General features: G+C 63.3%; 14 protein-coding genes. 11 read left to right on the top strand and 3 right to left on the bottom strand.

The features are described from left to right. Window positions 1–16: 16 nt before the first annotated feature. Window positions 17–1,984, bottom strand: coding sequence for a glycosyltransferase (locus ACTS1Z_RS15590; RefSeq protein ID WP_442625391.1), 1,968 nt, complete (start codon window positions 1,982–1,984; stop codon window positions 17–19). 124 nt (window positions 1,985–2,108) lie between these two features. Between ACTS1Z_RS15590 and ACTS1Z_RS15585 the strand changes: the two genes are divergently transcribed. The 7 genes from ACTS1Z_RS15585 to ACTS1Z_RS15555 all read left to right on the top strand — a co-directional run bounded on the left by ACTS1Z_RS15585 (window position 2,109) and on the right by ACTS1Z_RS15555 (window position 10,931). Then, window positions 2,109–3,425 carry a glycosyltransferase family 2 protein gene (locus ACTS1Z_RS15585; RefSeq protein ID WP_442625390.1) on the top strand — a complete coding sequence of 439 codons (1,317 nt, stop codon included), beginning with the start codon at window positions 2,109–2,111 and terminating at the stop codon, window positions 3,423–3,425. Between the two features lie 42 nt (window positions 3,426–3,467). Next, on the top strand, window positions 3,468–5,162 hold the full coding sequence (locus tag ACTS1Z_RS15580) for a glycosyltransferase (RefSeq protein WP_442625389.1): 1,695 nt from the start codon (window positions 3,468–3,470) through the stop codon (window positions 5,160–5,162). Between the two features lie 82 nt (window positions 5,163–5,244). Continuing rightward, window positions 5,245–6,561 (top strand): UDP-glucose dehydrogenase family protein, encoded by a 1,317-nt coding sequence (locus tag ACTS1Z_RS15575; protein WP_442625388.1) that lies wholly within the window; start codon window positions 5,245–5,247, stop codon window positions 6,559–6,561. 92 nt (window positions 6,562–6,653) lie between these two features. Further along, a complete protein-coding gene (locus ACTS1Z_RS15570) occupies window positions 6,654–7,424 on the top strand; it encodes an ABC transporter permease (protein WP_442625387.1) in 771 nt (256 codons plus the stop codon). A 5-nt stretch (window positions 7,425–7,429) separates the two neighbouring features. After that, a complete protein-coding gene (locus ACTS1Z_RS15565) occupies window positions 7,430–8,089 on the top strand; it encodes an ABC transporter ATP-binding protein (protein WP_442625386.1) in 660 nt (219 codons plus the stop codon). Continuing rightward, window positions 8,089–9,246, top strand: coding sequence for a hypothetical protein (locus ACTS1Z_RS15560; protein WP_442625385.1), 1,158 nt, complete (start codon window positions 8,089–8,091; stop codon window positions 9,244–9,246). Before ACTS1Z_RS15565 ends, ACTS1Z_RS15560 begins: the two co-directional genes overlap by 1 nt. Then, the gene (locus ACTS1Z_RS15555) at window positions 9,243–10,931 is read left to right on the top strand and encodes a polysaccharide biosynthesis/export family protein (RefSeq protein ID WP_442625384.1); all 1,689 of its coding nucleotides are present in this window, start codon (window positions 9,243–9,245) and stop codon (window positions 10,929–10,931) included. The genes ACTS1Z_RS15560 and ACTS1Z_RS15555 overlap by 4 nt, the downstream gene beginning before the upstream one ends. 100 nt (window positions 10,932–11,031) lie before the next feature. Here ACTS1Z_RS15555 and ACTS1Z_RS15550 read toward each other — a convergent pair whose 3' ends face one another. Next, window positions 11,032–12,342, bottom strand: coding sequence for a capsule biosynthesis protein (locus ACTS1Z_RS15550; protein WP_442625383.1), 1,311 nt, complete (start codon window positions 12,340–12,342; stop codon window positions 11,032–11,034). Between the two features lie 149 nt (window positions 12,343–12,491). Here ACTS1Z_RS15550 and ACTS1Z_RS15545 point away from each other — a divergent pair, with 149 nt between their 5' ends. Genes ACTS1Z_RS15545 through kdsB form a run of 3 tightly spaced genes read left to right on the top strand, consistent with a single transcriptional unit; the run spans window position 12,492 to window position 15,030 of the window. Beyond that, window positions 12,492–13,475, top strand: coding sequence for a KpsF/GutQ family sugar-phosphate isomerase (locus ACTS1Z_RS15545; RefSeq protein ID WP_442625382.1), 984 nt, complete (start codon window positions 12,492–12,494; stop codon window positions 13,473–13,475). Beyond that, a complete protein-coding gene (kdsA, locus tag ACTS1Z_RS15540; protein ID WP_442625381.1) occupies window positions 13,468–14,301 on the top strand; it encodes a 3-deoxy-8-phosphooctulonate synthase in 834 nt (277 codons plus the stop codon). The genes ACTS1Z_RS15545 and kdsA overlap by 8 nt, the downstream gene beginning before the upstream one ends. A 9-nt stretch (window positions 14,302–14,310) precedes the next feature. Then, window positions 14,311–15,030: a 3-deoxy-manno-octulosonate cytidylyltransferase gene (gene kdsB, locus ACTS1Z_RS15535; protein ID WP_442625380.1), complete on the top strand. Its 720-nt coding sequence runs from the start codon at window positions 14,311–14,313 to the stop codon at window positions 15,028–15,030. On the opposite strand, the gene ACTS1Z_RS15530 is transcribed toward kdsB, so the two are convergent. Further along, the gene (locus ACTS1Z_RS15530) at window positions 15,027–16,304 is read right to left on the bottom strand and encodes a nucleotide sugar dehydrogenase (protein WP_442625379.1); all 1,278 of its coding nucleotides are present in this window, start codon (window positions 16,302–16,304) and stop codon (window positions 15,027–15,029) included. The two genes, kdsB and ACTS1Z_RS15530, sit on opposite strands and share 4 nt — an antisense overlap. A 106-nt stretch (window positions 16,305–16,410) precedes the next feature. On the opposite strand from ACTS1Z_RS15530, the gene ACTS1Z_RS15525 reads away from it, so the two are divergent. Then, window positions 16,411–16,965 (top strand): superoxide dismutase family protein, encoded by a 555-nt coding sequence (locus ACTS1Z_RS15525; RefSeq protein ID WP_442625378.1) that lies wholly within the window; start codon window positions 16,411–16,413, stop codon window positions 16,963–16,965. Window positions 16,966–17,025 lie beyond the last annotated feature (60 nt).

Raw genomic sequence — 17,025 nt, 5'->3', positions numbered from 1 at the left:
TTTTTGCGTGCGGCGCCTAGCGTACGGAAAAGATGTCGATCGTCCGGTCGACCATTGCGGATAGGGAAAAGCGGTCGGTCGCCCAGTTCCGCACTGCGTTCCCAATGTCGTCCCGCTGCTTGCCGTCCATCGCCGCGAGTCCCGCGATATGCGCCGCCGCAGCATAGGCATCGGGGTCCTCGGCGTCCGCGAGAACAAGATTGGCGCGATGCGGCGCCACCGCTTCGGGCGCGCCGCCGGCCGGCGTCGTGACCACGGGCAGACCCGCCAGCTGCGCCTCGATCAACGCGTTGGGCACGCCTTCGTGGCGCGACGTCAGCGCGAGCGCGTCCATCTTGCCGAGCCAGAAACCGACATGCGATGTCCGCCCGACGAATAGCGTGCGGTCCAGAATGCCGAGACTTTTCGCCAACTCCTCGGCCGCAGGCCGCAATGGGCCGTGCCCGGCGATAACGAAGCGGGCATCGGGCAATCGCGGCGCCAATGCGGCGCAGATCTGGAGCCAGAGCAGAGGTCGCTTGTTGTCGTCGAACCGCATGACCCCGCCGAGCACGAAACCGTTACCGCCCGTTTCGGCGCCGAAGCGTTGCCACATCGCTTCCTCGGTATCCGCTGCCTCGACCGACAGCGGCGAAACGCCGTTGGCAATCGTCAGCACGCTGCCGCGCGGCAGATCCAGCCACTCCTCATAGGCCCGCGCCGCGATACGCGAATTCGCGGTCAGCGACACGCCCTCGGCCCTGAGCAAACCGCGATAGAGCGTCTGTTGCTCCGGCCTTTGCCGATCCGTACGCCGGTTGGGCGGCATGGTCCGCACATTGAGGACGATGCGGGGAACGCCAGCCATCAGCGCGGCGAGGCCAGCGGCGAAGATCATCCCGTCCTGCCAGATCTGCACGACTTCCGGCGCTTCGTGTCGCAGGATATCGGTGAGCCGGACCACGCCTTCCCGCATTCTCTCCGGCAGCGCGGCGACGAGATCGGCCGAGGCGCCCGCAGCGCTCAACGTCCTGTCGCCGCCCCATGGCCTGGCCGAGAGATAATCGGCGACCCGGATGTCCGCCCGCTCCAGCCGGGACAGGTAAAAATCGTTGCGGCGCCTGCGATCGAGCTTGCGGCAGAATATGCTGACAGGGCCGTGGAGCCGGTCGCCATGCCTCGCCCGTTCGGACAGACCAAGCGCCGTATTGGCCAATTGCCGCTCCGCTCCGCCGCCGCCGAGCGTACCGCCGATCAGCACAATACCGCCCAAGGCGTTGCGCGCCCGGATGGGCGGCGAAGCGGCGCGGCGTTGCAGGGATTGTTCGAGCAGCATTTCGAGCGCGACGACGGACGGGGGGCCATCGGCGTGTCGGCCGTCGAACACCCGCATGGCCCGCTCTATATCTTTCACGAGCGCGGGGGCGGCCGCCGCCACGCCGGGCATGCGCACCAGCGTCATCGCGTCGTCGAACCGGCCCGATTTGCGCAGCAGCTTCGCTTTCTCGATCGCCAGCCGCACATCCCAATCCTTATCCGCTTTCGCCGCGTCGAGTGCGGCGAGGGCGGTGTCCATATCGCCGCCGATCGCCCTGCATCGGGCAATCAGTATCGCGCGTTCGGGATCCGCGGACGTGGCTGAGTCTCGCGCGTAGCTTACGAGAAGTTGCGAGGCGACGGACTCACCGAAAGTCTCCAAAACGATCCGATAATATTCCGGTATAATATTGAAAGAATTGGGAAATCTTTCGGCAATGCCACGCCAGCAGAGTCGCGCGCTGTCCCGGTTTTCCATGAGGTCGGTCAGCTTGCCGACATGCCATTGCAGGCGCGCGCTATCGGGGTGCTGAACACAAAGATCGATGGCGCGCGAAAGCAGCCAGCTCGAATAGACGCCGCGCTCGGCTTCCTTGAGAAGCGTGGCAGCCTCCGCCAGAGCGCCGCTTTCGGGCATGTGTGAGACGACGGGATCGAGGGTGCCCTGGGCAAGCGCACGGCTCAGCATGTCCGCCATCGGCTGCCAAGCCGGGCGTTGCGCGGGGGCGGGTAAACTGCCAGTCACGAGCGCTGCAATAGGATGCGGCGAAGCGCGCCGCAATTGGCGAAGGAGAGGGGCTCTGCCGCGACTGTTGAGTGACCGGTTGCTGGCGCGGCTCGCGGCGTCTTCGCTATCGCCGATCCGGATATGGGCGGCGCGCAAGGCGGCGGGACGGACGTTGCACTGGGCGGCGCTGCGCGGCGCACCGGCCGATCCCTATGTGCTCGCGCGTCTCGGGCTGTATCCGCTGGCGCTTGAATATTCCGGCGGCGATGCGAAGGCGGAATTGGGCCGGAACCTCGCCAAGGCCGCGCTCGGCCAGGCGGATGCGGCGACGCGCACGGCGCTCGCATCTGCTGGGCCTGCGCATCGCAAGCTGGCGGCCAAGCTGATCGCTCTCCAGGACTGCCATGCGGCGCTGGAGCTGCTTGCGCCGGACGATTATCTCGCACGCGCGGCCTGCCACCTGGCGCTCGGTTCGCCTGAACAGGCTGCCGGCCTGGTGCGTCAAGCACGGTCCGCTTCGCGCGAGGCGGCGGCGATCGAGGCGGCTGTGGCCATTGGCACCGATGATTTCCGTGCAGCGCGTCGCGCGCTTAACGCCATGTTCGCGACTGACGGTCTTGGCGCGCCGCTCGCGGATGGCGACAGTCCCCACACCATCGACGAGCTTGCGGGCGAAGGGGCACCGATCGGCGCGGGACCGAAAGTCTCGGTCGTCATTCCCTATCGTAATGCGGAGGCAACGCTCGAAACCGCGGCTATGTCGATCGCCCGGCAGAGCTGGCGCAATGTCGAAATCCTCCTCGTGGACGATCGATCCGATGATGGAGGTCCGGCGCTGGCCGCCCGGTTGGCGAGGACGGACGATCGGATCGTGACGCTCGCCAATGCTCGCGATCCCGGCGTTTATGGCGCGCGCAATACGGCCATAGATTCCGCAACTGGCGAATATGTGACCTTTCTCGACGCGGACGATTGGTCGCCGGTCGAGCGGATCGAGCGGCAGCTTGCCGGGCTGCGCAATCATGCCGTGGCCATTTCCAATCATATCCGGATGGACGAGGCGGGCCGGCCAGTTGCGCCTCGAGTCTTTCCCATCGTGCGGCCGGTGCCGATTACCATGTGCCTGCGCCGCGACACGCTGATGGCGGCGGGCCCCTTCGAGGAAGTAGCGACGGGTGCCGACACCGAGATGCTGGCGCGGCTCGAGATGATCGGGGGGAAGAAGTCGATCTATCGCGATCCCGCCGTATTGCTGGTCGCGCGCTGGCAATCGGGTTCGCTCAGCCGCGATGCGGAGGGCGGACTGCTGGGCGCGCAGCGTTATGCGTATCGCGCCGCATGGATGTTCCGCCATGCCGGGATGGACGCACCACGCTTGCCACGGGAGCGGGCGGAGGAATAGAGACCCAGCAGGGACAAGAGGATAGACGCCATCACGGACGATATGGACAGCGATGACGAGCCCGAAGCGATCGCTCGCGCGCTGGAAGAAGAACGCGCCGCGCGCGAAGCGGCGGAGCGGCAGTTGCTTGCGCTCAAGGCGGAGAAGCGGCTGCTCGAGCATCGGGTCATCAATGCCCGCCGGACGCTGGCCTATGGGCTTGGCCGGGCGCTGATCGAGGCGCGCAGCGTGAAAGGGCTGCTGGCGCTGCCCGGGCGGATCCGGCAATTGCGGGTCAAACAGAAGGCCAAGCGACGCGAGCGCGTGCCCAACAGTTTCGCCGAGGATCCGGCGGCGCTGCTCGCGCTCGTCGATCCCGCGCTCGAACGGGCCAAGGACGAGGGAGTGCAGGCCGCGGCGGAATGGGTGTCCACGCAAGATGCGGCGCCGGAGAGCAAGGCACGCGCGCTGGCCGAGCTGGCGCACCGCATGCTCGACGACGATCCGGTGCTGGCCGCGCGAATCGCAGAGGACGCCGTCGCGCTCTTTGCCGGAGACCATCGCCTGTTTTCGGTGGCCGTCCGATTGTACGAGGCCGGTCTTGTCGCGGAACCCGCGCGGTTGATCGCACAGTTTCGCGATGCCCTGACGCTTTCCGATGCACAGCTTCGGATGTGCGCTTTCATCGAAGAGGACGCGGCGCTGCTGGAGCGCGGGCGCTGGACGTTACCGGGGCCTCCGGTAGATGAGCCTGCAGATGGCCGGTCCGGTCTCGCAATCCTCTGTTCGCCGCGTGGAAAGGGGCTGCCTGAAGTCGCGCAAGCCCGGGCTGCAATCGCTCCGATCGATTTGGCTGTCTCCGTTATCGAGCTTTCGTCGGACCAGGATCTCAACGATTTCGCCCTCGTCCATATCTTCGCGGACTCGCTCGAAATGGGCTGTCAGGCGGCTACCGATGCCCGTGCCGCCGGGTGCCAGATCATCCTCGACCTCGCGCTCCCGCCATCCGCGCTGATCGTCCTGCCTGGCAGCGCGCGTGCCCGGGCAGCGGCGATCCGCCTGAAGGGACTTGCAGAGGGCTGCGATGCGATAGTCACACGCAGCCGGGCAATGGCCGACGCGCTCGACGAACTGGGTATCGCGCACCGGATTGTTACCGATGTCGAGGATGTAACGCGGGAAAGCGTCGATGAAGACGCTGTTACCGCGGCAATCGTCGAATATGGTGCAAGGCCCGGCGTAAAGACGATCGGCTTCATAGCTGCGCTGGATGACGATCCTGGGCTGCTGCGCGGTCTGAAGGCTTTCGCCGCTGCGGCAGTTGACGACGAGGATACGCAGCTCATCGTCGTCGGAAGCGGCGCGGGCGCGGAGCGGTTTGCGCGCGAGGCGCGGCGTCTCTCGATCGGCGATCGCGTGCATTTCGCCGGAAACCCGCCGCCGCAACGCTGGACGGCGCTGCTGGCCGGTTTCGACCTGGCGGTGTTTCCCCGTCTCGAGGGCGAGGCGCTCGGTTCGGACGTTCCTGCCCTCTTGCGGACGACGGTCGCATTGGGCTGTTCCGTTCTTGCGACCGATTCGGCCTGGGCGTCTCAGTCCGGTTGGAACGCCGATGCGCAGTCGATCCTCCCGGACGACGGCGATTGGAATGCGGCCGTTCGCGAACTGGTAAAGAGGCCGCGCGGTTCGGTAGCCGTGCGCACCAGGGATGGTGTATCGATCGAAAAAGTTTACCGGTTGCTCCTCAAGCAGTTGTAGGCGATTGCCGATTTCCGCCGGGGTGGCGCCCGCGCAGAGGGTAGTGTAACAGCGGCCCGTTTTTTGTTGGGACGATTTCACAATGCGTATTGCGATGATTGGCACCGGTTATGTTGGTCTGGTGTCCGGCGCCTGTTTCTCGGATTTCGGTCATCAGGTTGTTTGCGTCGACAAGGATGCGGACAAGATCGCCGCGCTGCGTGATGGCGTGATGCCGATCTATGAACCGGGGCTGGAGGGCCTCGTTGAGCATAATGTAGGCGGCGGCCGGCTCAGCTTTACGACGGATCTGGCCGAGGCCGTGGACGGCGTGGATGCGGTGTTCATCGCCGTGGGTACGCCGTCTCGCCGCGGTGACGGCCATGCCGATCTGTCCTATGTATATGCCGCAGCCCGGGAAATCGCCACGGCGCTGACCGGCCCGGCGGTGGTGGTAACCAAGTCGACCGTACCGGTGGGAACGGGCGACGAGGTCGAGCGGCTGATCCGCGAGACCGCCCCGGACGCGGAAGTGTCCGTTGCCTCGAACCCGGAGTTTCTGCGCGAAGGCGCGGCGATAGCCGATTTCAAGCATCCCGACCGCATCGTTGTTGGCGTGGAAGACGATCACGCGCGCGACGTGCTCGAGGCCATTTATCGGCCGCTCAACCTCAACAAGGCGCCGCTACTGTTCACGACGCGGCGTACGGCCGAGGTCATCAAATATGCGGCGAACGCCTTTCTCGCGACGAAGATCACCTTCATCAACGAAATGGCCGATCTGTGCGAGGAAGTCGGCGCGGACGTCCAGTCCGTGTCGCGCGGCATCGGGCTCGACAACAGGATCGGACCGAAGTTCCTGCATGCGGGGCCGGGCTATGGCGGCTCCTGCTTTCCCAAGGACACGCTGGCGTTGCTGAAGACGGCTGAGGACGCGCAGGTGCCGCTGCGGATCGTCGAATCCGTGGTCAAGGTCAACGATGCCCGAAAGCGGGCGATGGGACGCAAGGTCGTCAAGGCGATGAATGGTGATGTGAGAGGCAAGACAGTCGCGCTGCTCGGCCTGACGTTCAAGCCCAATACCGACGATATGCGCGATTCGCCGGCGATCTCGATCGTCCAGGCGTTGCAGGACGAAGGCGCCAAGATCCGGGCCTATGACCCGGAGGGCACCGAACAGGCGAAGCTGGTGCTGGAAAATGTCGATTTCTGCGACGATCCCTACACTGCGGCCGATGGCGCCGATGCGCTGGTCATCGTGACGGAATGGGATCAGTTTCGCGCGCTAGACCTCAAGCGCGTGACGGACATCCTCAACCAACCGGTTCTCGTCGACTTGCGCAACATCTATTCGGCCGATGAGGCCAATCAGGCCGGCCTCCGTTACACCGGCATCGGGCAACCGAAAAAGGCGGTGTGATCGCGATGGAAGAAAAACTTCCGAGCGAACAGACGCACCGGGCGCCGTTCAGCGCGGCATGGTTTGCCGAATTGCGGGAATCGCTTACGATAATGGGCCGCGTGATCTTCGCGATCATGATACGGGAATCGCGGACGCGCTACGGCAGCTCGAATATCGGCTATGCATGGGCGATCGTGGACCCACTGGCTACGCTTGCAGTCTTTGTCGGCATATTCTCTCTACTCGGCCGCACATCGCCGGTTCCTGCGCCGATAAGCGTGTTTTTCGTGACGGCGATCGTACCCCTGTTTTTCTGGCGCGGCTCGGTTGGACAGGCAGCGAACGCGATCAGCGCGAGCCTCGGTCTATTGACCTACCCGCAGGTCATGCCCGCAGACGTCGTAATCGGTCGTTTGTTGCTGGAGGCAGCGACGACGGTCGTGGTGTTCATGCTGTTCCTGGTCGGTCTCAATTTGCTGATCGGCGTTTCTCCCACTTGGTTCTTCGGCGATCCACCGCAGCTCCTGCTGGCGACGCTCGGCTTGTTCTATTTCACTCTGGGTTGTTGTTTCTTGAGTTCCAGTCTTGCGCGTGTCTTGCCCATTTGGCCGAATATCTGGGGATATATGAGCCGGCCGGTCTGGCTGCTTTCCGGCATCTTTTTTACGCTCGAGCAGCTGCCGAGCGGCGTGCGTGGATATATGGCGTATAATCCGGTCGCACATATGATCGAATGGATGCGCTCGGCCATGATCCCGACCTTTCAAAGCGAGGCATATTCGATATTTTTCCCGATGGCTTTCGCGACGATCGCGCTGATCATCGGCCTGGTGATCGACCGGATGCTACTCCTCACGGGCGACGAAGAGATCGTAAGCTGAGCGCCATGACTATCGAACTCCACAATATCACCAAAACATACCGGTCGCGGCGGTCCGGCAAGAAAACCGTTTTGAAGGACATCAGCGCCACATTCGAGCGCGGGCACAGCTACGGCATTCTCGGTGTAAACGGAGCGGGCAAGTCGACGTTGCTGCGGATCATATGCGGCGCCGAACGGCCGACCTTCGGCGAAGTTCGCAAGGACGTTTCGGTCAGCTGGCGGCTTGGGTTCGCGTCGTCCTTCAACAGCTCGCTGACGGGCATGGAAAATCTGCGCTTCGTCTGCAGAATATATGATGCAGACATAAAAGAAATTTCTGATTTCGTTGAAGATTTTGCTGAAATCGGCAATGCGATCCACGAGCCTTTGCGGACCTACTCGTCGGGCATGAAGTCCCGATTGGCTTTCGCGCTAAGCATGGCTATCAGATTTCAGGTGTATGTCATCGACGAATCGCTGGCAGCTGGCGACTACAGGTTCCAGGAAAAATGCCGGGCGGAATTCGATCGGCGCCGAGAAGAATCAGATCTACTTATGACCTCCCACATGCCGACGGCGATTCAGGATTATTGCGACCGCGCGGGCGTGGTCCACAAAGGACAGCTCAAGATGTTCGACAGCGTGGCGGAAGCGACGGAATACTATAAAGAGGTGTCCTCGTAATGAACCGCGCCGAGATTCTCGATCGCGCGAAGGCCTGGTTTCGCATTCCCGAGGAAGAGAGCGGAGATCGCCATGCCCGAAGGCGCTTGCGGTTTCGCATCATCGCCGCCGGTATCGTCATCCCGACCCTGATCGTTTTCATCTATTATGCTCTGTTGGCGCGGCCCCAATATAGCACGGAAATGATGTTCACGGTGCAGGGGCTCGAGCAGCAACCGCCCGATTTGCTTGGCGGCATCGGTTTGCCGGCGGTCACACCCACAGCCAATGACGGCTTGGTAATCACCGAATTCGTAACTTCGAGCGCGCTCGTGCGACGGCTTGAAGAGGATTATGGTTTCGATGCCGCCTTTGGCGATTGGAGCTTCGATCCATTTGCGCGCGTTGCACCATCGGCGCCGATCGAGGACAAGACGGAGTTCTGGCGCGGTCGGGTGATCGCCAATTACGATTCGACGTCACGGATCATCTCCGTGAATGTGCAGGCATATACGCCCCAGGACTCGTTGCGACTGGCCGAGGGTGTCCTCACGGAGACCGAAAATGTCGTGAACGCGTTGAACGGGCGCGTGCAGGACGAAGCGGTTCGCGTTGCGGGCGAAGAGGTCGCTTCGCGCCGTGACGCCTATAACGAGGCGCGGCAGCGCGTCATTGAGTCGCGGGCGACACGCGCGACGACACTTGAAGGCGAAGCTGCACAGCAGGTCGGGCTGGTCGGGCAAATCGAAGGCCAGCTTGCAAACGCGCGTGTGGAACGGGCGGCGGCTATCGCACAGTTTCGCCCGGATTCACCCCAGATTCGCGCAATGGATGAGCGCATAGAGGCGCTCGAGCGGCAACGGGCGGCTGCTCTGCGCGACGCGCGCGGCGGTTTCGGGGTTTCCGAGGCGCAGCGCGATGTGAGCGCGCAGACGGCGTTGCTCGACTATGAGTTCGCCCAACAGGCCTATTATGCGGCGATTCAGGCCGAGCGCCAGGCCATCGCGCAGCGCGCGAACGAGCGCCGGTACCTTGTCGCCTTCGTACCGCCGCGCCTTGCCGAGATATCCAATTATTGGGAGCGGTTCATCAATATATTCGCTTTCGCCATAGGTGCGGCCGTATTGATGGCGATCGCGACACTCGGCTATTCGATCGTCAAGGATCATATGGAATGACATTGTTCGCGTACTTCCGCATCGGCCTGTTCATACTGCTATCCGGCGTCGCATTGACGCTATTGCCGGTCCCCGCCGTGGCCCAAATCGACGAAAACACGGGTGCGAGCGCAGTCGGCGCCGGCTCTGCGCCCTCGGCGGTCATCCAGGACGATCAGCGCGGTGCGGAACGGCAGGTGCGGACATTGCGGCAGGACCAACTCGCCGGCCGCCGGCCCGCGCCATTCGGTTCGGAACTTTTCCAGGGCACGGCTCCGGATTCGGCGGAGGGTGCGTCCGATCCCAATTATATCGTCCAGCCCGGCGATGTCGTCATGGTTACGACATATGGGCTGGTCAACGAAACCGCGCGTCTCGTCGTCGACGCCGAAGGTAATATCGCATTGCCCAATGTCGGCCCGGTGCGGGTTGCCGGCACGCGGGCGGCCGATGTCGACAGCGTGGTCAGCGGCGCGGCTTCCCAAGTGTATCAGTCGACGGTGCAGGTTTACGCTACGGTTGCCGATGCCGGAGAGATCCAGGTTTTCGTGACCGGGCCGGTGCGGCAGCCCGGCGGCCACACGGCCAGCAGCCAGGCGTCCATTATCGGTTTCTTGCAGAATGCAGGCGGCATCGATCCGGATCGCGGCAGCTATCGTCACATTATCGTGCGGCGAAACAACGATACCATCGGATCGATCGACCTTTACGAGTTTCTGCTCAACGGCGAACTTTCAGGCGTAAATCTGCGCAATGGCGACGTTATCGTGGTCGGGCAGCAGGGCCCGGTCGTGTCGGTCAGCGGCGATGCACGTGCCCCTTACACCTTCGAGTTCGCCAGCCTCGCGAGCAGCGGCGCCGAATTGCTCCAATATTCGCGTCCGCGGCCCGAAGTTACTCATGTGTCGATCCTCGGGACGCGCGACGGGATACCGTTCAACGCCTATGTCACGCGCGAGGAATTCGCCGCGATGATGCTCGCGGATGGCGACCGGGTTCGTTACGAGGCGGATGCGCCGTCGGGCACGTTCATCGTCCGGGTGCTGGGGGCACATGACGGTCCGTCGGCCTATGTCGTGAATCGCGGGGACTATCTGGGTCCGTTGCTGGCACGCATCCCGCTCGATCCGCTCGCGGACGTGCCCATGATCCATCTCGAGCGGCAAAGCATTGCAGATACGCAGCGCGTCTTGCTGCAGGAGAATCTGGCGCGGCTGGAACGGGCCATCTACACCGCGCCGTCTTCGTCACCAGCCTCGGCGCAGGCACGCGCGGCGCAAGCGACCGCGCTTGGCGAATTCATCCAGCGTGCGCGGCTGGTCGAACCACGCGGGCTTGTCGCCTTTCCCGACGATGCTGATCTCAACGGCGTTCTGCTGGAACCGGACGACGTGATCGTCATCCCCTATATCAACCAGACGGTGGTCGTCGCGGGCGAGGTAGAACTACCGCAGACGCTGCTCTGGACGCCGGGTAACGATGCGCGCGATTATGTGCGCAGGGCAGGGGGCTTCACCAGTCTGGCGAACCGTTCGGATACGCTGGTTATCCGGCCCGATGGCAGCGTGCAGCGCGGCGGCGATGTGCGGGCCGGCGACCGCATTCTCGTGCCGCCGAAGGCGCCGGGCCAGACGCTGCAGTTCATCCGCGATATCACGCAGATCTTCGCGCAGGTGGGTATCGCAGCGGCGGCGGTGTTCAGATAGACGGGCGCGCCGCTCGCCGGATAACTCGATAACTGAAAACCATATCTGGCATCCAGAGCGCGAGGCCAATGCCTCGTGCGCAGGGAACGCCAGTCCGGTTCTATTTTCCGCGAGCCCAGTCGATGCCGGCAAGTGTGCCGGGTATCTTGATCCGGCGATAGAAGTTGCCGTTGAGCTGCGTGCGGTAGATTATATGGTTACGGAAGCTTTGGTACAGGTCCGGGTGGACGCTGAATTCGTCGGCTCTCGTCCAGAATTCGTCGAGCGTGGCGGACGCGGTCAGACCATCGATGCAATAGACAGCGTCGCCGAGCGCCAATGTCGGCTTGCCATGATGGATCGACGACAGGCCCGTTGTACTGTTGATCGTCACCATTCCCTTCGCATTCTGTATCAGCGTCGGGAGGTGCGGGTCGTGCACATAGATCAGGCGCTGCCCGAGCCCCGTCTTGTCACGAAGCTTGCGGACGAGCCGCGTATAGTCGGTATAGGGGCGGTCCATCGGGTGGTGCTTGAGCACGAGCAATGCGTCCCGCGGCGCATGATCGGCGAAGGATCGCACGACATGCCGGATAAATTCCTCGATCGTCTCGAATTCCGAGTGCACGCCGATCTGTGCATCATTGTGCACCTGCAAGGGCACGAGAAAGAAGGGCGGCGCCGCATCGCTCGATAGCTTCGCGATGTCCGCCCGGTTCTTCAGCCGATACCAATATTTGCGCGCGGCACCGCGCACCCAGGCCAGACCTTCGAACCAGCTCAGCGGCCGATGGTGCCGGTAGCGCGGAAAAGCCGGCCACAGGACGATGGCCCAGAAATAATAGGTGAACGCCCAGCCGGTGGCGTGCCAGATCGATTTGCCGACGGTGCTCGTCTCTGCGGGCTCCGGCGCTGACGCGTTGAGGTAGAAGATACCCGCTCTCGGCATCTTGCTGCGGCCGTTCACGCCGTGGCTTTCCATGGTGATATAATCGGGCCGGATATAGCCCTCTTCGAACACAAGCACTTCGATACCGCGCTCGGAAGCGATCTCGCTCGCCATGCGATGCATCTTCCTGCAATCGCCGAACAACATGATCGTATCGATTCGTTTCTCTTCGCATACGCGGTTCAGGAAGGCGGGAAACTTGTCGAGAGAGTCCCAAAAACTCGTCGCATTGGCCGGAAAATAGAACCAGTCACCGCCATTGAAATTGATCTTGTGAACCTTGGCACCCGCCCATTGCAGGTCTTTGGCGAGACGGTTGAAGAAGGGACCGACCGGGCCCTGCAGCATCAGAATGTTGCGGTCGCGAAAGCAATATGGCGCATTTTCCGGGATTTCCGGCAGGGTGTCGCGGAAGTCGCCGCGTTCGACATCTGCCGCGCTATTGTCCGAAACCAGCGTAGCAGGCGGCACTGGGCTACTCATAAATGACTCACTCCCTCTGCGCCCGCGACCCCTGTACTATTGTTGCGCAACGCCAAAGTCATCAGTAGAAGCGGTGAAAGTCAGTAATTTAACGAATAGGCTGGGAAAATGTGGCTAAAATGCTGCATACCGGCCGTCAAAGGGGCCCAATGACCGATTCCATAATGCGCAACAGGCTTGATTCGCGCGATAGGCCGACGAGTCCGACAAAAGTCGCCGCGCATGCACTCTCGATAAACGCCGCTGCAGTCGCGACGCTTGCCAACCGTATCGATGGCCATTTCGGAGAAGCGGTAGACCTTATCCTGGGCCGCAGTGGCCGCGTCGTCGTATCCGGCATGGGCAAATCCGGCCTCGTCGCGCGCAAGATCAGTGCGACTCTGTCGTCTCTCGGAACGCCCAGCCTCTTCGTGCACAGTGCAGACGCCGGTCATGGCGATCTCGGCATGATTACGCGCGGCGATAGCGCGGTGCTGATTTCGGCAAGCGGCGAGACCGATGAAGTGCTCGGCCTCATTCCCTATCTGCGTTCTCTCGAAGTGCCGATTATCGCGATTACCGGCAATTTACGGTCGACGCTGGCCAAGCAGTCCGACATCGTGCTCGACGGATCGGTAGAGCGCGAAGCGTGCATGCATAATCTGGCGCCGACCACTTCGACTATCGTCGCTATGGCGATGGGCGATGCTCTGGCGATTGCGCTTGGCGAAGCGAGCGGCTTTGGCGCGTCCGACTTCGCGCAATATCATCCCGGCGGAAAGCTCGGAAAACGGCTCAAAACGCCGGTCCGCGATGCGATGCACAAGGCCGATCTCCCGCTTTGCGCGCCCGACACGCCGCTCAAGGACATGCTGCCGATCATGTCGGACGGCCGGCTCGGTCTCGTGCTCGTGATGTCGGATCAGAAGCTGTGCGGCATCGTGACCGATGGCGACTTGCGCCGCGGGCTCGAGCAGGCGGACGAGCTGGGTCAGCTGCAGGCGAGCGAAATCATGACGTCGGACCCGCTGACGATCGGACCGGACGCCACGCTGTACGAGGCCGATACGAAGATGCACGAAGCCCGGGTTACCGCGCTGGTCGTTGCCGATCCGGCAAAGAAGGTACTCGGAGTCATCCAGATCCATGACTGAGTCGCTGCCCTCGCCCTGGGCGGGGGACGAGCTTTTCGTGCTGGCCGGACCCTGCGCGATAGAATCGCGAAGCTTTGCCCTCGAAACGGCAGAACAGCTGCGCGAGATCTTCGCCGACGCCGGGATCGGGCTCGTCTACAAATCCTCCTTCGACAAGGCGAACCGGACATCGGCCAGCAGTTTCCGCGGGGTCGGACTGGACGAGGGGCTTTCGATCCTGTCCGAGGTCCGTGAAAGCCTCGGCGTGCCGGTGATTACGGATGTGCACGATGCGGCGCAGGTAGCCCCGGCTGCGCAGGCCGTGGACATGTTGCAAACGCCGGCCTTTTTGTGCCGCCAGTCCGATTTCATCGCGGCCGTAGCGGCCTCCGGAAAGCCGGTGAATATCAAGAAAGGCCAGTTCCTCGCGCCATGGGACATGGCCAAGGTCGTCGAAAAGGCACGGATCGCGGCAGACGAAGCGGGCGTTCTCGCAGACTTTTTCGTGTGCGAGCGCGGTTCGACGTTCGGCTATGGCAATCTCGTCGTCGACATGCGCGGTCTTACCATCATGGGCGAAACGAGCGGCTGTCCGGTCGTCTTCGACGCCACCCATTCCGTGCAGTTGCCGGGCGCGAAGGGCGAAAGCAGCGGCGGCGAGCGCCAGCATGCACCGGCGCTGGCGCGTGCCGCGGTCGCGACAGGCGCCGTGTCGGGCTTGTTCATGGAAACCCATCCCGATCCCGACAATGCGCCGTGCGACGGGCCCAATATGCTGCCGTTCGAATGGCTGCCCGATCTGCTGGCCGACCTGAAAGCCATCGCCGCGATTTCGCGCGGGCGATAGGATATCCCGATGAAACTCGTCGCGATCATCCCGACGCGCTGGGGTTCCACCCGCTTTCCCGGCAAGGCGCTCGCGCCGATCGCGGGAACGCCGATGATCGAGCTGGTCTGGCGCAAGGTGCGGGCAGCGCGGGAGCTGGATGATATCATAGTTGCGACCGACGACGAACGCATCGCAAGCGTCGTCGGCGATTTCGGCGGACATGTCGAAATGACACGCGGCGACCATGAAAGCGGCAGCGATCGCATCGCCGAAGTTGCAGCGCGTATAAAGGCGGATGCGATCATAAACGTGCAGGGCGACGAACCGCTTGTGCGGGCTTCGGACCTCGACCGGCTGGCCCGGTTGATGCGGGACGACCCCGTCGTCGAAGTCGCAAGCCTGTGTCACGCCATTTCGGCGCAAGAGGCGCAGAACCCGAACCGGGTGAAAGTGGTCCGCGATGCGGCTGGCGATGCACTCTATTTCAGCCGCGCGCCGATCCCGCATCCGCGACATCCGGAGGACGCCCGCTATTTCCAGCATGCCGGTATCTACGCCTATCGGCGCGAGGCACTGCTTGGTTTTTCCGAGCTTCCGGTTCCGGACGAGGAGCGCGCCGAGGCGCTCGAGCAGTTACGCTATCTCGCGGCCGGCACGAAAATCCGTCTGATCGAGACGGAGCCGAGCGGGCCGGGCGTCGATACGCCGGAAGATGTCGCCGTCGTGGAAGCCCTGCTGGCGCGCTAGAGCGTCCAGCGATCGGCGTCGCCGAGGTTTCGGTCGCGCCACATATTCTTCAGATCGGCGATCAGGCCGCCATCGTTCACGAGCCCCATGATCGCGCCATCCGGCATGTCGCGATAGGCCCGATGCGGCACGGCAGCGAAGACGATGTCGCATGCGCCTTCGGGCGCGCCGCTTTCAAGGTCGATACCATATTCCGCTTTCGCCTCTTCGGGATCGGCGAGCGGGTCGTGCACGCGCACCTCATGGCCGAGTGCCTCGAGCCGCCGGATCACATCGATCACCCGCGAATTGCGCAGGTCCGGCACGTCCTCCTTGAAGCTGAGCCCCAGCACCAGCACGCTGCCGGTGCGGCCGCCGCGCCGCGCGTGGAGTTGGTCGGCGACCCATTCCCCCATCGCATCGTTGATCTTGCGGCCCGCCAGAATGACCTGTGGGTCGTGCCCGAGCTGCTCTGCGCAATGGCTGAGATAATAGGGATCGACACCGATACAGTGGCCGCCGACGAGCCCGGGCGTGAAAGGGAGGAAGTTCCACTTCGTTTCCGCCGCTTCCAGCACGTCCCAGGTCGACAGGCCGAGCGGTCCGAAGACACGGGCGATCTCGTTCATGAAGGCGATGTTGATATCGCGCTGGGCGTTCTCGATCACCTTGGCCGCTTCGGCCGCCTTGATAGACGCCGCCTTGAATGCCCCCGCCTCGGTGATTGCGCCGTATATGTCCGCGAGCCGCTCCGTAACCTCGGCATTTTCCCCCGCAACGACCTTCACGATCTTGTCGATCCTGTGCGCGCGGTCGCCGGGATTGATGCGTTCGGGCGAATAGCCGAGGAAGAAATCGGCGCCGCGGCGCAGGCCCGACGCGTCCTCCAGTGCGGGCCCGCAGATATCCTCGGTCACACCCGGATACACGGTCGACTCATAAACGACGATCGGCTGGTTCTCCGCGCGCAACAGCGGCCCGACGGTGCGCGTGGCGGCCAGCAGCGCGGACAGGTCGGGGCGGTTATCGGCGTCTACCGGCGTCGGCACGGCAATGATGAATATGTCCGCGCCAGCAGCTTCGGACGGATCATCGCACAGCTGCAAGCTGGACGCCTTCAGGTCGCCCTGATCGATCTCCCCCGTCCGGTCGGTGCCGTCGCGCAATTCGGCGATCCGGCTGGCGCTCGCATCGACGCCCATGACGGTGAAGTGGCGGGCCAAAGCGACGGCAAGCGGCAGCCCCACATAGCCGAGCCCGATAATCGCGATCCGGATATCCGGCGCTGCGTTCATTGTTTTTCCCTTATTCTGCAGCGAATTCTGTTGCGCGCCCCTATAGCCTCCGGGTGCCGGAAAATGCCATAGAACAATCACCGACTATTATCGCAGGGGACCGTCGATGCGTATGAGAATTGCCGCTTTGCCGAGTATCGCGCTGTCAGCAGCGCTCGCCGGCTGTGTTTCGAGCGGCGCGGAGCCGGCACCACCGCCGCCGCCGTCCGTCGAATTCGCCGGAGCGACGCTGCGCGATGCATCCGGCGCGCCGCGTGGCGACGCGACGATCACGCAGCTCGATCAGGGCATCCGGCTCGTACTGCGCGTCGAAAACATGCCGCCGGGCGTGAAGGCCGCGCATATCCACACGACCGGTCGCTGCGATCCGCCGGACTTTACGAGCGCGGGCGGGCACTGGAACCCATTCGACCGCGAACATGGCCGGGACAATCCGGCGGGCCAGCATATGGGCGACATGCCCAATATCATCATCGGCCAGGACGGGACCGGAATGCTGGAAGTCACGATCACCGGGGCACGCATCGAGGGCGGCAATGCCGAACTCCTCGACGTTGATGGTGCGGCGGTCATGATCCACGCCGGGCCCGACGACTATCGCAGCGATCCGACCGGCAATGCCGGCGGCCGCATCGCCTGCGGGGTCATCGAAGCGCGCTAGACTTGCGGTAGCGTCAGCGCGCAATCCGCGCAAAGCGTACGTACGCCGATGAACAGCGCA

Origin of the sequence: Parasphingopyxis sp. (assembly GCF_052168295.1) — a bacterium.
Taxonomy (GTDB): domain Bacteria; phylum Pseudomonadota; class Alphaproteobacteria; order Sphingomonadales; family Sphingomonadaceae; genus Parasphingopyxis.
This window is presented reverse-complemented; position numbering and strand designations above follow the sequence as displayed.

Bases quoted from the DNA above. Each gene is read 5' to 3' on its own strand.
- ACTS1Z_RS15550 (WP_442625383.1), bottom strand. From the start codon at position 12,342: ATGAGTAGCCCAGTGCCGCCTGCTACGCTGGTTTCGGACAATAGCGCG.
- ACTS1Z_RS15590 (WP_442625391.1), bottom strand. From the start codon at position 1,984: ATGCTGAGCCGTGCGCTTGCCCAGGGCACCCTCGATCCCGTCGTCTCA.
- kdsB (WP_442625380.1), top strand. From the start codon at position 14,311: ATGAAACTCGTCGCGATCATCCCGACGCGCTGGGGTTCCACCCGCTTT.
- ACTS1Z_RS15525 (WP_442625378.1), top strand. From the start codon at position 16,411: ATGCGTATGAGAATTGCCGCTTTGCCGAGTATCGCGCTGTCAGCAGCG.
- ACTS1Z_RS15565 (WP_442625386.1), top strand. From the start codon at position 7,430: ATGACTATCGAACTCCACAATATCACCAAAACATACCGGTCGCGGCGG.
- kdsA (WP_442625381.1), top strand. From the start codon at position 13,468: ATGACTGAGTCGCTGCCCTCGCCCTGGGCGGGGGACGAGCTTTTCGTG.
- ACTS1Z_RS15570 (WP_442625387.1), top strand. From the start codon at position 6,654: ATGGGCCGCGTGATCTTCGCGATCATGATACGGGAATCGCGGACGCGC.
- ACTS1Z_RS15580 (WP_442625389.1), top strand. From the start codon at position 3,468: ATGGACAGCGATGACGAGCCCGAAGCGATCGCTCGCGCGCTGGAAGAA.
- ACTS1Z_RS15560 (WP_442625385.1), top strand. From the start codon at position 8,089: ATGAACCGCGCCGAGATTCTCGATCGCGCGAAGGCCTGGTTTCGCATT.
- ACTS1Z_RS15530 (WP_442625379.1), bottom strand. From the start codon at position 16,304: ATGAACGCAGCGCCGGATATCCGGATCGCGATTATCGGGCTCGGCTAT.
- ACTS1Z_RS15555 (WP_442625384.1), top strand. From the start codon at position 9,243: ATGACATTGTTCGCGTACTTCCGCATCGGCCTGTTCATACTGCTATCC.
- ACTS1Z_RS15545 (WP_442625382.1), top strand. From the start codon at position 12,492: ATGACCGATTCCATAATGCGCAACAGGCTTGATTCGCGCGATAGGCCG.
- ACTS1Z_RS15575 (WP_442625388.1), top strand. From the start codon at position 5,245: ATGCGTATTGCGATGATTGGCACCGGTTATGTTGGTCTGGTGTCCGGC.